The sequence below is a fragment of the Photobacterium sp. 270122K genome, from assembly GCF_059941365.1.
On sequence record NZ_JBPOEN010000011.1, the window covers coordinates 52,740 to 68,789 of the forward strand.

A 16,050-nucleotide genomic window follows, 5' to 3' on the forward strand; every position below is an offset into this window, starting at 1 on the left:
GTCTTTCTAGTTAGCAAAACAATACTAGGATAACTTGCCGCAAAAAGACATGCACACATATGCATGATGAGATCCTTACGCCATTTTCTTCACGCAATAATGCGAAACATGGACGCAAAAGCTAGCGTATAAATCTAGCCCGTAAAGCTATCGTACAAACCTAGCGCACAAACCGGTGGCGCTGGCCATACGGGAACACATCCTCGAATTGGCCGTCTTGGATGTTTTGCTGCAACTGTTGCCAGTAAGCCGGATCAAACAAATCACTGTGCAGTTCATTGAACAGGGCGCGCACTTTCGGGTTGATCAACAAAAAAGTGCGAAACTCTTCGGGAAACACATCATTCACCCCCACGCTGTACCAGGGCTCAGCCGCCATTTCATCTTCCGGATAACGCGGTGGCGGAATATGGCGAAAGTGCATTTCCGTCATGTAGCTGATCTCATCGTAATCGTAGAACACCACCCGTTTGTGACGGGTGACGCCAAAGTTTTTAAACAGCATATCTCCGGGGAAAATATTGGCAGCGGCCAGTTGTTTGATGGCGTTACCGTACTCGTCGACGGCATGGCGCAGATCGTCGTCATTGGCGTGTTCAATATACATATTGAAGGGCGTCATGCGGCGCTCGGTGTACAAATGTTTGATGATCACGTGTTCGTCCGTCACGGTCAGCGCGGAGGGCGCGACCAGCAGCAGCTCGTCGAGTAATTCATCGCTGAAGCGGTGGCGATCAAAACTGAACTGACGGTATTCCTGTGTATCGGCCATGCGCCCGACGCGGTCGTGCTCTTTGACGAGACGGTATTTTTCTCTGACCACGGCATGGCTGATGTCTTTTTGTGGTGCAAACTTGTCTTTGATGATCTTAAACACGAAATCGTAAGAGGGCAGGGTGAACACGGACATCACCATGCCTTTGATGCCGGGGGCCAGCACAAACTTATCTTCGGAGTGCTCAAGATGATGGAGAAATTCGCGGTACAGCTCGGTTTTACCGTGTTTTTGGCAACCGATCGCGGTGTAGAGTTCGGCTTTGGTTTTGTTGGGGATTAGCTCTCCCAGAAAGCGCACCAAGGCCGCAGGTGCTGGGGCATATACCATGAAATAGGAGCGAGCAAAGCCAAACAGAATGCTGACATCATCGACATTACACAGGCAGGCATCGATATACAAGGTGCGCGCCGGTGTCGTCAGCACCGGTAATACGAGGGGAATACTGGCGTGATCATTAAAGCGAATACGGCCGATCAGATACGCGGCCTTGTTACGGAAAAAGGGCTCGCGGATCATTTCAATGACAGGGGGCGAGGAGGCTTCCTGCCAGTCAGATGCCAAATGTTGGCTGATGGCATGAATGTCTCGTGCTTTATCTTCCCACGGTAAACTGAACGGTGTGTCATCCAGTACCCGTTCAATCAAGGTGGGCAGGCCAGCACCGGTATTGTAGAGCCGCGTGAGTGCGGTGGGGTAAGACGGAATGCGGCCGGCTTGCGAGCTGTGAACAAACAACTTATCGCGATTAATATGGCGATGGTCGAAGATGCGGCAATAGACGGAGTTAAAGAAACTTTCCGCTATTTCAAAGCGCGGGTAATCCAGCAGTAGATCTTCGTACGCATTTTTTACCGCCATCAGGAACGAGTGGTTGGCATAGCGATGACCGAGCATGATGGTGATCTGCCGGGTTACTAACCCGACATGGTGATCATAGAAAGAGATGCGGTTTTTCAGCGCTTGTTGAACGGCGGGCCAGTCTTGCGATTCAAAGCGTTCCTGTGCCCCTCCCGTGACATCCAAGAAGCGGCCATACATGGCATCAAAACCTTGTAATATCGTATGGGCAACGAGTTGTTCCATTGCTGCAGCCATTCAGCACCCCCTGTTCTGCCTTATTGTCCCGCCGCGATCATCCTAAGGATAGTGATAGCATTGGATGCCCACCCTTGCGTAAATTTATCCGTTCTTTGGTGCTTTTTTGAACACAAACCTTACCGCGCGCGGTGGTTTAATGTGCGATACGGAAAAAATTGATGGTTGACTCGCCAATGGGATTCCGGTAAACGTAGAGACAGACAGGTTATTACGACGCTTCAGGACAATTATGTACAACGTAATCAGCACAACCACCACCATCATTATTATTACCGGCACCATGGTTGCTGGGGTGGGCTGATACGCAAAAGAATTGCAGAAAAAAGCCCACATCCCCCGATGTGGGCTTTTTTTTACCTGAATATTGAAAAGCCCTGTGCATGACACAGGGACAGGAATTAGGACGTTGGGAGTAGTAGGGAATGCGAGTATTAAAGTTTGGCGGATCATCGTTGGCGGATGCCGACCGTTTTGCAAGAGCGGCGGACATCATTGCAAATAATGCCCAGCAAGGGGCGGTATCGGTGGTGCTATCAGCCCCCGGTAAAGTCACCAATAAGCTGGTGTCTGTGATTGAAAATAGCATTCAACACGGCGAAGCAGAATTACAGGTGAAAGATTTAGAGGTGGCGTTTCAGTCGCTGTTTTTGGGACTGAAAGCGCTAGAGCCAGACTTTGATCTTGCGGCGATGGAGGCGAAGCTCGACAGTTCACTGGGTCAGCTTAAACAGTATGTCCATGGGATCAAACTGTTGGGCCTGTGCCCAGACAATGTGTACGCCAAGATCATCAGTAAGGGTGAGCGCCTGTCAATTGTGGCGATGCAATCCTTGCTTCAAGCGCGCGGCCAAGCGGCCAGCCTGATTGATCCGGTGGCGTACTTGGCAGCCAGCGGCGACTATTTGGAAGCCCATGTCGACATTGAAGCCTCTACCCAACATTTCCGTGACAAGCCATTAGCGGAAGGCCATGTGCACATCATGCCGGGCTTTACTGCGGGTAACGAAAAAGGCGAGTTGGTGACACTGGGTCGTAACGGTTCGGATTACTCGGCTGCCGTCTTGGCCGCGTGTTTGCGTGCGGAATGCTGTGAGATTTGGACCGATGTGGATGGTGTATACAGTTGTGATCCTCGTCTAGTGCCGGATGCTCGCTTACTGAAATCCTTGAGCTACCAAGAAGCGATGGAGCTGTCTTACTTTGGTGCGTCTGTCCTTCACCCGAAAACTATCGCGCCGATTGCGCAATTCCACATTCCTTGCCTGATCAAAAACAGCTTTAGCCCACAAGGGGCCGGCACGCTGATCGGTATGGATACCGGTGAAGATCAGCTCGACATCAAAGGCATCACGACCTTAAAAGATTTGACCATGGTGAACGTGTCCGGCCCGGGCATGAAAGGCATGGTCGGCATGGCTGCCCGTGTGTTTGGGGCGATGTCCTCGGCGGGCGTGTCGATTGTATTGATCACGCAGTCGTCGTCGGAATACAGCATCAGTTTCTGTATCGAAAGTGCCGACAAACTCCGTGCGCAGCAAGCACTGAAAAACAATTTTGAACTTGAACTGAAAGAAGGCCTGCTTGAGCCGGTTGAGTTTATGGATAACGTGGCCATCGTGACCTTGGTCGGTGACGGCATGCGTACTTCGCGCGGCGTCGCGTCACGCTTCTTTACCTCGTTGGCAGAAGTGGATGTGAACGTGGTGGCGATTGCACAGGGCTCGTCAGAGCGTGCGATTTCTGCCGTGATCCCGGACGAGAAAGTTTCGGAGTCAGTTAAAGCGTGTCACGAGAACCTGTTTAACAGCCAGCACACATTGGATGTCTTTGTGATTGGTGTCGGTGGCGTCGGTGCTGAGCTGGTGGAGCAAATCCGCCGTCAGCAACCAAAGCTGGCTGAAAATGGCATTGTGATCCGCGTGTGTGGCCTGGCCAACAGCAAGGGTATGCTGCTCGACAGCAAAGGGGTGGCGCTGGATAACTGGCGTGATCTGATGGGTGAAGCGAAAGCGCCGGTCAGTTTGGCCAGCATGCTTCAACTGGTGAAACGTAACCATATCATCAACCCTGTCATCATTGACTGTACCTCAGATCAAGGCGTGGCCGAGCAATATGCCGATTATCTGGCGGCCGGTTTCCACGTTATTACTCCCAACAAGAAAGCCAATACGGCGAGCATGGCGTATTACCAACAGTTACGTCAGGCAGCACGATCGACGCGTCGTAAGTTCATGTATGACACCACGGTTGGCGCCGGCTTGCCCGTGATTGAAAACCTGCAAAACTTGATGGCGGCAGGGGATGAACTGGAACGTTTCTCGGGCATTTTGTCAGGCTCCATGTCTTATATCTTCGGCAAACTGGACGAAGGCATGAGCTTTAGCGAAGCGACCACGGTGGCGCGCAACAACGGCTTTACGGAGCCCGATCCGCGTGACGATCTGTCTGGTATGGACGTGGCACGTAAGTTGCTGATTTTGGCGCGTGAAGCCGGATTGGCGCTGGAGTTGGATGATGTCGTTGTTGAAGCGGCACTACCACCGGGCTTTGACGCGGAAGGATCAGTAGACAGCTTCATGGCGCGCTTGCCAGAAGCGGATGCGTATTTTGCGAATTGGTCGGCGGAAGCGGCGAAAGAGAACAAGGTACTGCGTTATGTCGGTGAAATCGATCACGGCCACTGTGCGGTGAAAATCGCTGCCGTTAACCCCGATGATCCGATGTTCAAAATCAAAGACGGCGAGAATGCGTTGGCCTTCTACAGCCGTTATTACCAGCCGATCCCATTGGTACTGCGTGGTTACGGTGCCGGGACACAAGTGACAGCGGCTGGGGTCTTTGCCGACCTCATGCGTACGCTGGGCTGGAAATTAGGAGTGTAAGATGAGTGTTGTAGTGTATGCGCCAGCGTCGATTGGCAACGTCAGTGTTGGGTTTGATGTGCTGGGCGCGGCGGTATCGCCGATTGATGGCACCTTGCTGGGTGATCGCGTGCGCGTGGCCGCCGGCGATCAGCCATTTACCTTGAACTGTGTGGGCCGTTTTGTCGATAAACTGCCGGCCCAAGCGGAAGAGAACATTGTGTACCGCTGTTGGCAGGTGTTTGCCCGAGAGCTGGACAAGCAGGGGCAAGCCGTTCAGCCAATTGCGATGACGCTGGAAAAGAACATGCCGATTGGCTCCGGACTCGGCTCCAGTGCATGTTCGATTGTGGCGGCGTTGGATGCATTAAACCGTTTTCATGATCACCCGTTGGATGAGGTGCAACTGTTGGCCCTGATGGGAGAGATGGAAGCGGAGATCTCCGGCAGTTTGCATTATGACAATGTCGCCCCATGTTACTTGGGCGGTTTGCAGTTCATGGTGGAAGAATTGGGGATCATCAGTCAGCCTGTGCCGTGTTTTGATAATTGGTACTGGGTCATGGCGTATCCGGGGATCAAAGTGCCGACCGCAGAAGCGCGCGCGATTTTGCCTTCGCAATACCGTCGTCAGGATGTGATCGCCCATGGTCGCTATTTAGGCGGCTTCATTCATGCCTGTCATTCGCAGCAACCGGCGCTGGCAGCAAAAATGATCAAAGATGTGGTCGCTGAACCGTACCGTGAGCGTTTGTTGCCCGGCTTTGCCGATGCGCGGCAGTATGCGCTGGACGCTGGGGCATTAGCCAGTGGGATCTCTGGATCAGGACCGACCCTGTTCAGTGTGTGTGATGATCTGGATGTGGCGAAACGTATTGCACGATGGTTGCAAGATCATTATGTTCAGAATGATGAAGGATTCGTCCATGTCTGTCGTTTAGACAGTCAGGGATCAAAAGTAACAGGAAGTGAGCTGTAGCATGAATTTATACAACCTAAAAGATCACCAAGAGCAGGTGTCGTTTGGCCAAGCGGTCCGTCAGGGCTTAGGCCGCCAGCAAGGGCTGTTTTTCCCTGAAACTCTGCCTGTTTTGGGTCATGGTGAGGATATCGATGCGTTGCTGGAGATGGATTTTGTCGCCCGCAGCAGCAAGATTTTATCCGCATTCATTGGCGAAGAGCTAACCACAGAAACCGTTGCCCAGATGGTCGATACCGCTTTCCAATTTCCGGCGCCTATCGCCCAAGTGAAAGACGGCGTGTACGCCCTTGAATTGTTCCATGGCCCGACACTGGCGTTTAAAGATTTCGGTGGCCGCTTCATGGCACAGTCGCTGATGGCGGTGTCTGAGCGTGATGGCAAGATCACCATTTTGACCGCGACATCCGGCGATACCGGTGCGGCGGTGGCCCATGCGTTTTACGGTATGGATAACATTAAGGTCGTGATTTTGTACCCGAAAGGTAAGATCAGCCCGTTGCAGGAAAAAATGTTCTGCACCTTGGGCGGGAACATCACCACCGTGGCCGTCAATGGCACGTTTGATGACTGTCAGGCCTTGGTGAAAAATGCCTTTGATGATGTCACGTTGCGTGAAGAGATTGGTCTGAACTCGGCAAACTCTATTAATATCAGCCGCTTGATGGCGCAGATCTGTTACTACTTTGAGGCAGTCGCCCAACTGCCAAAAGCAAAACGCAACGATCTCGTGATTGCGGTACCGAGCGGTAACTTTGGTAACTTAACCGCGGGTTTGCTGGCCAAAGCGATTGGCTTGCCGGTGAAACGTTTTATTGCTGCGACCAATGTGAACGATACGGTGCCACGTTACTTGCAAACCGGGGAGTGGACGCCTGCACCGACCGTGCCGACCATTTCTAATGCCATGGATGTGAGTCAGCCGAACAACTGGCCGCGTATTGAAGAGCTGTGCCGCTTGCAGGGCTGGGGCTTGGATACCTTGGGCTACGGTGCCGTGACGGATGAGCAAACAGCGGAGACATTGCGTGAGATGGATGCAGCGGGCTATCTGTGTGAACCCCACGGTGCCATTGCTTATCGCGTGCTGAATGAACAATTGGCAGAGGGCGAAACCGGCTTGTTCCTGTGTACGGCGCATCCGGCCAAGTTCAAAGATGTGGTCGATGACATCTTGAATAAAGATATTCCGCTACCCGGCCCTTTGGCGAAGCACAATGCGATGCCATTGTTGTCCCTTGAGCGTGACAATGATTTCGCGCAAATCAAGCAAGTGCTGCGCGACGCGCAATAAATGCAGTTGTTAGCGCGTAGATAAAATGCGTGCGTAGATAAAAAAGGGGGGAGCCAATTTGGCTCCCCCCTTTTGTTTGTCTTTCTGTTTTGTGTGCGGTCTTGACGCCGGTTCGCTTAACGGCAAAAGTGCGTTAGGCGGTTTGCTTATCGGCGGTATTCAGTACCGCGTCATCGGCTTCGTCATCATGCACTTCTTCACCGGCGTACTTGTCGACCCACATCGCCAACGCGCCATCACCGGTAATGTTACACGCGGTACCAAAGCCGTCTTGCGCCAGGTGCAGCGCGATTTGCAGGCCGATCATCGCTTCGGTAAAGCCCATCATGGAACCCAATAGGCCAACGGCAGCCATCACGGCACCGCCTGGTGCACCCGGCGCGGCGACCATGGTGACACCCAACATCGCAATGAACGGCAGGGCATCAATGAAATTCGGCACGGTTGCGTTACCTGACACCAGTAACACAGCGACACACACGGTGGTAATACTGATCGCCGAACCTGACATATGAATGTTGGCACACAGTGGCACGACAAAGTTCGCAATGGGTTTACGCACGCCATTGTCCAGAGTCTGACGCAGCGTCACGGGTAAGCTGGCCGCAGAGGACATGGTACCCAACGCCGTTACGTACGCAGGCATCATGGTTTTCAGCAAGCCCCATGGTGAGCGTCCGACTAATGCGCCCGTACTGATAAATTGCAGGCTGAGCCATAACCAGTGCAGAACCACGATCAATACCAATACCAAGGTGAAGGTTTGCAAGGTCGCAAAGACTGTGCCTTTTACCGTCATATCGGCAAAGACGCCCGAAATGTAAAACGGCAATGACGGTACAATGATCTTGGCAAGGAACAGCTCAATGATGTTACGACCTTCATCGCTGATCTTACGCAATTGTTCGCTGTTGGTCGCGCTGATCCCCAAGCCGAAGATAAAGGCGACGGTCAAGGCGCTCATCACGTCCATGATTGGGGGGATTTTCAAATCCACCAGTGGTGGCAATACGCGCGCCACATTGCTGATCTCGGCACCGCCGTGCAGCAAAGGGGGTAAGACATGGCTGGCAACCAAGTAAGCCATCGCGCCTGCGCCCATGGTGGACAAATAGCTGAGGCCAACGGTGCGACCCAGTAGCTTGCCCGAATTCTTTGGCAAGTTGGCGATCCCGCTGGTGACAAAGAACAGAATCAATAACGGAATGGTGAAGCCAATCAGTTGGCTGATCAGCGCCTTCATGGTTATGAGGATCTGCACCAGCACATCGGGAGCAAAGAGGCCAAAGACAATACCGGCCAGAATGCCTGCAATGAGTTTTAAAATCAGTTTCATCACCAATTCCTATTGATAGGTTTGATTAGTCAGTATCAAAGCGAGCGGTGTTTTATCATTTCTTGGCGAGGTATGCCAAAAAAGGCGGTGGTTATAGGGTAAAGGGCTTAAAAAAAGTGAGTGTTTGGTGGTTTAATGTGCAAGGTGGGCGCTTTGTGACAGGGGCGTTAGGGGTGTTTCAGGCATAAAAAAACGGCATCAATGATGCCGTTTTCATGCTAGCAGTCGGTAAAATTACAGGCTGTTAGTGAAAGTACGTGCGATAACGTCACGCTGCTGTTCAACAGTCAGTGAGTTGAAACGTACTGCGTAGCCAGATACACGGATAGTCAGCTGTGGGTACTTTTCTGGGTGCTTAGCTGCATCTTCCAACGTTTCGCGCTTAAGCACGTTCACGTTTAGGTGCTGACCGCCTTCGATTTTAGCAGGAGCTTCGATTGCCACTTCACGGCTTTCGTATTCGCCAAGGTCTGCTGCTGGGATAACTTGGTCCGCTTCGAAACCTGCAGAAGCTGCAACACAGCGCGCTTCGTTAGTTTCGCTATCTAGTAGCCAGATAGAATTAAGTAGGTTGTCGTTAGCGGCTTTAGTAATTTGAATACCGGTGATCATGACTTTCTCCTTTAGAGGATGTAGTAAATTTTTCGATTTTTTTGTCGAGCTTTGTATTATATATCTCGTTGGCGCTGATTGTGTATTGATTTAGATCAAATTACAACAAAAAACCTTAAAAAGTTTAGGGCTGTTTTATTGAGCTAGGTCAACTAAGCCTCACTTTTATGGGTTTAATTCTAATATTTTATCAATTAAAAAATAGTTGAATGGATCAAATGTAGTAAAATTACATCAAATTGATGAGTAAAAAAGCCGCAAAGGCTGATGTTATGGGCATTGTACGATGCCATTTTGTAGTGAAAGACGTTGGTAAAGAACAGCTAAAAAGACGTCATTGCATAGGAAAAAAAGTCATCATGAAACTTATTGGCGCGCACGTTTCTGCCGCAGGCGGAGTCCACAAGTCCCCAGAGAACGCACGACAGATCGGGGCGAATGCCTTTGCCCTGTTTACCAAAAATCAGCGTCAGTGGGTGGCCAAACCCCTTGAGCAAGATGTGATCAACAAATTCAAAGCATGCTGTCAGTTGTTCGGGTTTGGGCCGGAAGCGATTTTGCCGCACGACTCTTACTTGATTAACCTCGGCGCGCCGGAAACCGACAAACTGGAAAAATCCCGCGCGGCATTTATTGATGAGATGGAGCGTTGTCAGCAACTGGGTTTGACCTTGCTGAACTTCCACCCTGGCAGCCATTTGAAGAAGATCAGTGAACAAGCGTGTTTGTCGTTGATTGCTGAATCCATCAACTTGGCGCATGCCGCGGTGCCGGATGTGGTGGCCGTGATTGAAAACACCGCCGGTCAGGGCAGTAATATGGGGTGGCGCTTTGAGCACTTGGCCAGCATCATTGAACAAGTCGAAGACAAATCGCGTGTCGGGATCTGTATTGATACCTGCCACACGTTTGCGGCGGGTTATGACTTGCGTACTGAAGATGCGACGGATAAGACCTTTGCGGAATTTGATCAGATCGTGGGTATGCAGTACCTGCGTGCGATGCACCTGAACGACTCAAAAGGCAAGTTGGGTAGCCACCTTGACCGTCACCACAGCTTGGGGCAGGGGGAGATTGGTCTGGATTGTTTCCGCTACCTGATGCAAGACACGCGTTTTGATAATATGCCGTTGGTCTTAGAAACCATTGATCCGGATTTGTGGCAGCAGGAAATCACCACACTGCGCAGTTTTATTCCGGCGAAATAAGCCAGTACAAGGAGCAAGTCATGCCGTCTTCCGTTACATGGCACACCATCTTACAGACAGAACGCGCCGAACCGTATTTTCAACACATTGAAACCTATGTGGCAGGTGAACGTGCGGCCGGCAAAAATATTTATCCGCCTCAAGCGGATGTGTTCAGTGCCTTAGACAGTACGCCGCTGGAGCAGGTGAAAGTGGTGATCCTCGGGCAAGACCCGTACCACGGCCCGGATCAAGCCCACGGTCTGAGTTTCTCGGTTCGCCCAGGTGTGAAAGTACCGCCGTCGTTGGCCAACATGTATAAAGAGCTGGTCAATGACATTCCCGGCTTCATCGTGCCGAACCACGGGTATTTACAGCCGTGGGCTGAGCAAGGCGTGTTGCTGCTCAACACCGTCTTAACGGTTGAGCAGGGTAAGGCGCACTCGCACGCGAAAATCGGTTGGGAGACATTGACCGATCGATTGATTGCGGCGGTGAATCAATACTGTGACGGCGTGGTCTTTTTATTGTGGGGCGCGCACGCTCAGAAGAAAGGCAAGCAAATAGACCTTACTCGTCACCATGTATTGCATTCGGCGCACCCGTCGCCGCTGTCTGCTTACCGAGGGTTCTTCGGTTGTGGTCACTTTTCACAGGCGAATGCTTTGCTAGAGAAGATGAATAAACCACCTGTGGATTGGATGTTAGACAATATCGCGTAATGTGATCGCATGATACGCGCTGTGTGTTTTTTGTGCGTTAGTTGTTGCTTTAATAACCAAGATCAAGGCGTGATATTCAATGCAGGCATATACTTCCAGTGATAAGGATAGCAATAATCACTGGGAGGTAAGGGCAATGATATTGGATGACATTCATACCGAGCATGGCTACATCGGTCGGTTGCTTCGGTTGCTACAGCAGAAACTGGTCGCGATTGAGCAGGGGAAAGAAGTGGATTACACCCTGATCAAAGACACGGTGGAGTATCTGCAGCACCATGCGGAACGCTGTCATCATCCGAAGGAAGATGTGCTCTACCATTATTACCAAGCGCATTATGCTGATCAGAACGGCCAGTTAGAGAGCCTTGAACGTGAACATGAGGAGTTGGCTGGGTTAACCCGTGAATTTGCCGATACCGTAGAGATGATTTTGATGGATGCGGTGATCCCATTGGATTTGTTTGCGGAGAAACTCACCACGTTTGTTGAACGGCAAAGGGCACATTTAGAGTTTGAAGAGCGCCAGATTATCCCGCAAATTCGAGAGCGTTTTACGGAACGCGATTGGCTGGCAGTCTCCGATCTGTACGAAGAGTGCGGTGGTGACCCGCTGTTTGGGCAGCAAGTGTCTGAACGCTATCGCAATTTGGCTGCACGTTTGCACTCGTAATACCGTTGCGCGAGTGATGCATTGACCGAAAAGAGAAAGAGCCGGCAGTATGTCGGCTCTTTACTTTACCCGCCCAAAGCGAAAGTGTCAGAAGTCAATATCGTTATCGGGTGCGTCCCTGAAGATATCAATATCGGCCAGTTCACGACGGAGTCGTTGTCTGTCTTTTAACGCTTCAATCTCGCGCCATTTACGTTTTACAGGCTTACTGCGCGAGCCACGGCTGGGCATGTCTGTTGCGAGAATATCATCGAATGCATAGCTGTCCATAGAGCACCTCATCATTAATCATCGCTCGGTATTTAAATATCACAGTCTGCCCCACCATAAAATTGACGTGTTTCGCATTTGTTGCTTATTGATGAAAATTTTATGTGTCATGGCGCGAGGAATACGAGAGACTGATTAAAGAATGACCAGCTTGCGGCGGTGAAGGGCGCTTATAAATCATCAATCAAGCTGCTTTTGTAGGCACCTAAGAGGGCGTGAAGGGGAATGGCGCATTATTCTTAAGTGGGATATTGATTTTTGCAGGCTAAGTTTGCATGATCGTCTGCCATCTACAGTGATGATCAGCCTGATACGACCTTCTCGTTAAGCGTGAGGCGTACTCAGTGACACTTCGATAACATCGTAGCTGTAGTAGGCGGTTCTGCATTTCGCATCTCTCTGCCGCTGTCATTTACCACATAATAAAACTAAGGTTGTAGTACTTACCGGTTGCGCGTGTCACAGGCCGTAATAGCCCATTGACCGGTGGCATTGCAGCATTTCCCTGTTTGTTTGTCGTTGGGTTGAATCCACCAGGCATTCAGCTTTTGATTGATTCTAAAGGGGTAGACGTGTCAAGCCAGATTAATTTTTTGAACGATCTGTTATGGGGATCGGTCCTGATCTACGTATTGATCGGTGTCGGCGTGTTCTTTACCTGTCGCTTGGGCTTCATCCAGTTTCGCCATTTTGGCCACATGTTTAGCGTGATGAAGAATAGCCGAAAATCAGACAGTGCTGGGATCTCTTCCTTTCAGGCATTGTGTACCAGCCTGGCTGCCCGCGTGGGTACCGGCAACATGGCCGGGGTGGCCGTTGCACTGACACTCGGTGGCCCTGGTGCCATTTTCTGGATGTGGCTGATTGCCATGCTGGGGATGGCGACGGCGTTTGCCGAAAGTGCGCTCGCGCAGCTGTATAAAACCCGTGATGATGAAGGGAACTACCGTGGTGGTCCCGCGTATTACATGGAAAAAGGCCTGGGTATGCGCTGGATGGGGGTGGTGTTTTCCATCTTCTTGATCATCGCGTTTGGCTTGGTGTTTAACTCGGTACAAGCGAACTCCATCACGCAAGCCATGAACGTCGCGTTCGGCTGGAACCCGATGTACGTGGGTATCGTGTTGGTGCTGATGACCGGTACGATTATTTTTGGTGGGCTACGCGCCGTGGCCCGTACCGCTGAAATTTTAGTGCCCGCGATGGCGCTGTGTTACTTGGTGTTAGCCCTGTTCATCGTGTTCACCAATCTAGAAAAACTGCCCGATGTCTTGGGCATGATTTTCCGCAGTGCCTTTGGTTTGGAAGAAGCGGCTTCGGGCGCTCTGGGTTACACCATTGCGCAAGGTATGATCAACGGCCTAAAACGCGGTTTGTTCTCAAACGAAGCCGGTATGGGCTCGGCGCCGAATGCGGCGGCTTCTGCTACGCCGTATCCGCCGCACCCTGCCTCACAAGGCTATGTGCAGATGCTGGGCGTGTTCATGGACACCATCGTGATCTGTTCAGCCACTGTGGCGATCATTTTGATGTCGGGCGAATACGTGCCGCACAGTGAAATTACCGGTATCGAACTGACACAGCGTGCCTTGAGTGCACAAGTTGGCGGGTGGGGGGAAGTGTTCATCGCGGTGGCGATTTTCTTCTTTGCCTTTACCTCGCTGGTGGCGAACTATTCGTATGCTGAAACTAACCTGTTGTTCTTGGAACATAACCACAAAGCAGGCCTGAACGTGTTCCGCTTTATTGTGCTGGGAATGGTGATGTTCGGCGCACTGGCTGACTTGCCGACGGTGTGGGCGATGGCCGATGTGTCGATGGGCATGATGGCGCTGATCAACTTGGTGGCCATTGTGTTGTTGTCGGGCACGGCGGTGAAGCTGGCGAAAGATTACAACGCCCAGCTAAAAATGGGCAAAGTGCCGACGTTTGATAGTAATGATTATCCAGAGTTGCACGCGCAACTGGAAGAAGGCATTTGGGATCGCTCTGCGAAAGACAAAGCCTGATCATCGGTTAAACAGATAGCATTGATAGCTAAGACCACGCGAATATCGCGTGGTTTTTTTTTACGATGCTGTTACCCTTTTGCTGACGTATTTTAGAAGGAAGATTGTATGTTGATCGTGGTTTCACCCGCCAAAACCTTGGATTATGAGTCGCCGTTAGCGACGTCCACGTACACCCAGCCAGAGCTGACAGCCCATTCGGCGGCACTGATTGAGGTATGCCGCGAACTGACGCCGGTCGACATTGCCAGTTTGATGAAAGTCAGCGACAAAATTGCTGGCTTGAACGCGGCCCGTTTTGCCGAGTGGCACCCAGATTTCACCCCTGACAATGCCCGTCAGGCGATTCTGGCGTTCAAAGGTGACGTGTACACCGGGTTAGCGGCAGAAACGCTGAGCGAGGCGGATTTTGTGTATGCACAGCAGCATTTCCGCATGCTGTCTGGGCTGTATGGCCTGTTGCGTCCGTTGGATTTGATGCAGCCTTACCGGTTGGAAATGGGCACCAAGCTGGCCAACCCGCGTGGCGCGAATTTGTACCAGTTCTGGGGCGATATCATTACCGATAAGCTCAATGTGGCGTTGGCCGAGCAGGGTGATGACGTGTTAGTGAACCTGGCCTCGAACGAGTATTTCAAAGCGGTGAAGCCGAAGAAGTTAGCTGGGAAAATCATCACGCCCGTGTTCAAAGACGCGAAGAACGGCACCTACAAAGTGATCAGTTTTTATGCCAAGAAAGCCCGAGGCATGATGGCGCGTTACTTGATTGAAAATCAGATTGAAAACGTCGAAGGCATTCAGGCATTTGATGTGGCGGGTTACTACTTTGTGCCTGCAGAGTCGACCGCGACCGAGTTGGTGTTTAAACGCGAAGAGCAAGCGTAAGTCTCTGTCTCGGTGACGTCGCTGAAGATTGCTGAAATAGCTGAAAACGCTGAGACAGGCGGAATGACAGATAAAAAAACGGGCTGGTGATACCAGCCCGTTTGCGTTGTTAGCGTTGGCGATTACTTCTTCGCTTTTTTCTTCACAGCGCTTTTTTTCTTTGGATCTTTTTTCTTTTTCTTCTTCACAACGCTCGATTTTTTGTGAGCAGGACGCAACCCTTCGATGAAGCGCTCTGGCACTTCTTCTTTCATGTAGCGACCGACACGTTCAATCATGCTTTGGTCATGTGCTTCGATCAACGCCACAGCGGTGCCTTTCTTACCCGCACGGGCGGTACGGCCGATACGGTGCAGGTACACATCTGCCGTACGTGGCATGTCGAAGTTGATCACGTGGCTCACATCCGGCAAATCGATACCACGGGCCGCAACATCGGTCGCGATCATGATATTGATTTCACCGTCACGGAAACGACGAATGGTGTTGTTACGTGATACTTGAGCCATTTCACCTTGGATCCAGCAGCATGGAATTTGCATTGCTGCTAGTTGGTCACGCAGTGTGGCCAGACGCTCACGGGTTTTGACAAAGATAATAGTACGTTCAGCATCTGTTTTAAGGATGCTTTCCAGTAGCGCCAGTTTGTGATCCATGGTGTCACAACGGTGGTAGTACTGGTGGATCTTCTTACGTTCACGACGTGCAGGCTCGGCATTCACTTCCACCGGCTCATTCAAAATCGTGGTCGAGAAATCACGTACCCCTTTACCTTCCAGCGTTGCTGAGAACAGCAAGCTCTGACGGCGCCAGCGACATTCTTTGTTGATTCGTTCAACAATCTTAGCGAAGCCCATATCCAGCATACGGTCGGCTTCATCAAGGATCAGACATTCGATCGCACGGCAATCAAAACGCTCAGATTCGATGTATTCCATCAAACGACCTGGCGTTGCCACGACGATGTCTTGGGTTTTGCCTAGCAACTCAGCGTGTTCATCATAAGAGATCCCGCCAGTGATGGTGAAAATCTTCTGCTGGGTGTATTTCGCCAGTGCGCGTGCGTGATCGGCAACCTGGATCGCTAACTCACGGGTTGGGGTTAGCACAAGTACACGTGCAGGCCCCGGTTTTTTGCGCGGGAAATCCTGCAGGTGCTGAAGCATCGGCAAAAGAAACGCGGCAGTTTTTCCGGTACCGGTAGGAGCGGATGCCAATACGTCACGGCCTTCTAGGGCATGAGGGATCGCCTCTGCCTGTACAGCTGTTGGACGGTCATAGCCGATTTCTTCAATGGCTTGAAGTAGCTCGCTATCTAATTCTAATTCGGAAAAGTCTCTCACCAG

The 16,050-nt window shown here is 51.3% G+C and carries 13 protein-coding genes and 1 other annotated feature; of the genes, 8 read left to right on the plus strand and 5 right to left on the minus strand.

All coding sequences use genetic code 11. From position 1 onward, the window contains the following. Nucleotides 1–160 precede the first annotated feature (160 nt). Complete coding sequence (gene aceK / locus ACSF8W_RS18565) at nt 161–1,873, minus strand: bifunctional isocitrate dehydrogenase kinase/phosphatase (protein ID WP_500848649.1); 1,713 nt, start codon at nt 1,871–1,873, stop codon at nt 161–163. Between the two features lie 242 nt (nt 1,874–2,115). Beyond that, nucleotides 2,116–2,232: a sequence feature (Thr leader region), on the plus strand. A gap of 66 nt (nt 2,233–2,298) precedes the next feature. Between aceK and thrA the strand changes: the two genes are divergently transcribed. Genes thrA through thrC form a run of 3 tightly spaced genes read left to right on the plus strand, consistent with a single transcriptional unit; the run spans nt 2,299 to nt 7,010 of the window. After that, entirely contained in the window at nt 2,299–4,758 is a 2,460-nt protein-coding gene (thrA, locus tag ACSF8W_RS18570) for a bifunctional aspartate kinase/homoserine dehydrogenase I (protein ID WP_500848650.1), read from the plus strand. A 1-nt stretch (nt 4,759) separates the two neighbouring features. After that, on the plus strand, nt 4,760–5,716 hold the full coding sequence (gene thrB, locus ACSF8W_RS18575; protein ID WP_500848651.1) for a homoserine kinase: 957 nt from the start codon (nt 4,760–4,762) through the stop codon (nt 5,714–5,716). A 1-nt stretch (nt 5,717) separates the two neighbouring features. Beyond that, nucleotides 5,718–7,010 carry a threonine synthase gene (thrC, locus tag ACSF8W_RS18580; RefSeq protein WP_500848652.1) on the plus strand — a complete coding sequence of 431 codons (1,293 nt, stop codon included), beginning with the start codon at nt 5,718–5,720 and terminating at the stop codon, nt 7,008–7,010. A gap of 133 nt (nt 7,011–7,143) precedes the next feature. Here thrC and ACSF8W_RS18585 read toward each other — a convergent pair whose 3' ends face one another. Both ACSF8W_RS18585 and grcA read right to left on the minus strand, forming a co-directional pair. Next, nucleotides 7,144–8,346 (minus strand): dicarboxylate/amino acid:cation symporter, encoded by a 1,203-nt coding sequence (locus ACSF8W_RS18585; RefSeq protein WP_500848653.1) that lies wholly within the window; start codon nt 8,344–8,346, stop codon nt 7,144–7,146. A gap of 234 nt (nt 8,347–8,580) precedes the next feature. Further along, nucleotides 8,581–8,958: an autonomous glycyl radical cofactor GrcA gene (gene grcA / locus ACSF8W_RS18590; protein ID WP_500848654.1), complete on the minus strand. Its 378-nt coding sequence runs from the start codon at nt 8,956–8,958 to the stop codon at nt 8,581–8,583. Between the two features lie 359 nt (nt 8,959–9,317). Here grcA and nfo point away from each other — a divergent pair, with 359 nt between their 5' ends. The 3 genes from nfo to ACSF8W_RS18605 all read left to right on the plus strand — a co-directional run bounded on the left by nfo (nt 9,318) and on the right by ACSF8W_RS18605 (nt 11,540). Beyond that, complete coding sequence (nfo, locus tag ACSF8W_RS18595) at nt 9,318–10,166, plus strand: deoxyribonuclease IV (protein ID WP_500848655.1); 849 nt, start codon at nt 9,318–9,320, stop codon at nt 10,164–10,166. A gap of 20 nt (nt 10,167–10,186) precedes the next feature. Further along, nucleotides 10,187–10,867 carry a uracil-DNA glycosylase gene (gene ung / locus ACSF8W_RS18600; protein WP_500848656.1) on the plus strand — a complete coding sequence of 227 codons (681 nt, stop codon included), beginning with the start codon at nt 10,187–10,189 and terminating at the stop codon, nt 10,865–10,867. Nucleotides 10,868–10,946: 79 nt separating this feature from the next. Further along, the gene (locus ACSF8W_RS18605) at nt 10,947–11,540 is read left to right on the plus strand and encodes a hemerythrin domain-containing protein (protein ID WP_500848657.1); all 594 of its coding nucleotides are present in this window, start codon (nt 10,947–10,949) and stop codon (nt 11,538–11,540) included. 87 nt (nt 11,541–11,627) lie between these two features. Here ACSF8W_RS18605 and ACSF8W_RS18610 read toward each other — a convergent pair whose 3' ends face one another. Beyond that, the gene (locus ACSF8W_RS18610) at nt 11,628–11,810 is read right to left on the minus strand and encodes a DUF3545 family protein (RefSeq protein WP_500848658.1); all 183 of its coding nucleotides are present in this window, start codon (nt 11,808–11,810) and stop codon (nt 11,628–11,630) included. A 572-nt stretch (nt 11,811–12,382) separates the two neighbouring features. Between ACSF8W_RS18610 and ACSF8W_RS18615 the strand changes: the two genes are divergently transcribed. After that, nucleotides 12,383–13,819, plus strand: a complete 1,437-nt coding sequence (locus ACSF8W_RS18615; RefSeq protein ID WP_500848659.1) for an alanine/glycine:cation symporter family protein — start codon at nt 12,383–12,385, stop codon at nt 13,817–13,819. 108 nt (nt 13,820–13,927) lie between these two features. Next, the gene (gene yaaA, locus ACSF8W_RS18620; RefSeq protein ID WP_500848660.1) at nt 13,928–14,704 is read left to right on the plus strand and encodes a peroxide stress protein YaaA; all 777 of its coding nucleotides are present in this window, start codon (nt 13,928–13,930) and stop codon (nt 14,702–14,704) included. A 122-nt stretch (nt 14,705–14,826) separates the two neighbouring features. On the opposite strand, the gene srmB is transcribed toward yaaA, so the two are convergent. Then, the gene (gene srmB, locus ACSF8W_RS18625) at nt 14,827–16,047 is read right to left on the minus strand and encodes an ATP-dependent RNA helicase SrmB (protein ID WP_500848661.1); all 1,221 of its coding nucleotides are present in this window, start codon (nt 16,045–16,047) and stop codon (nt 14,827–14,829) included. Nucleotides 16,048–16,050: the final 3 nt, after the last annotated feature.

Excerpts from the sequence above, each read along its gene's own strand:
- thrB (WP_500848651.1), top strand. The coding sequence starts at position 4,760 with ATGAGTGTTGTAGTGTATGCGCCAGCGTCGATTGGCAACGTCAGTGTT.
- thrA (WP_500848650.1), top strand. The coding sequence starts at position 2,299 with ATGCGAGTATTAAAGTTTGGCGGATCATCGTTGGCGGATGCCGACCGT.
- ung (WP_500848656.1), top strand. The coding sequence starts at position 10,187 with ATGCCGTCTTCCGTTACATGGCACACCATCTTACAGACAGAACGCGCC.
- ACSF8W_RS18605 (WP_500848657.1), top strand. The coding sequence starts at position 10,947 with ATGCAGGCATATACTTCCAGTGATAAGGATAGCAATAATCACTGGGAG.
- grcA (WP_500848654.1), bottom strand. The coding sequence starts at position 8,958 with ATGATCACCGGTATTCAAATTACTAAAGCCGCTAACGACAACCTACTT.
- nfo (WP_500848655.1), top strand. The coding sequence starts at position 9,318 with ATGAAACTTATTGGCGCGCACGTTTCTGCCGCAGGCGGAGTCCACAAG.
- thrC (WP_500848652.1), top strand. The coding sequence starts at position 5,718 with ATGAATTTATACAACCTAAAAGATCACCAAGAGCAGGTGTCGTTTGGC.
- yaaA (WP_500848660.1), top strand. The coding sequence starts at position 13,928 with ATGTTGATCGTGGTTTCACCCGCCAAAACCTTGGATTATGAGTCGCCG.
- aceK (WP_500848649.1), bottom strand. The coding sequence starts at position 1,873 with ATGGCTGCAGCAATGGAACAACTCGTTGCCCATACGATATTACAAGGT.
- ACSF8W_RS18610 (WP_500848658.1), bottom strand. The coding sequence starts at position 11,810 with ATGGACAGCTATGCATTCGATGATATTCTCGCAACAGACATGCCCAGC.
- ACSF8W_RS18585 (WP_500848653.1), bottom strand. The coding sequence starts at position 8,346 with ATGAAACTGATTTTAAAACTCATTGCAGGCATTCTGGCCGGTATTGTC.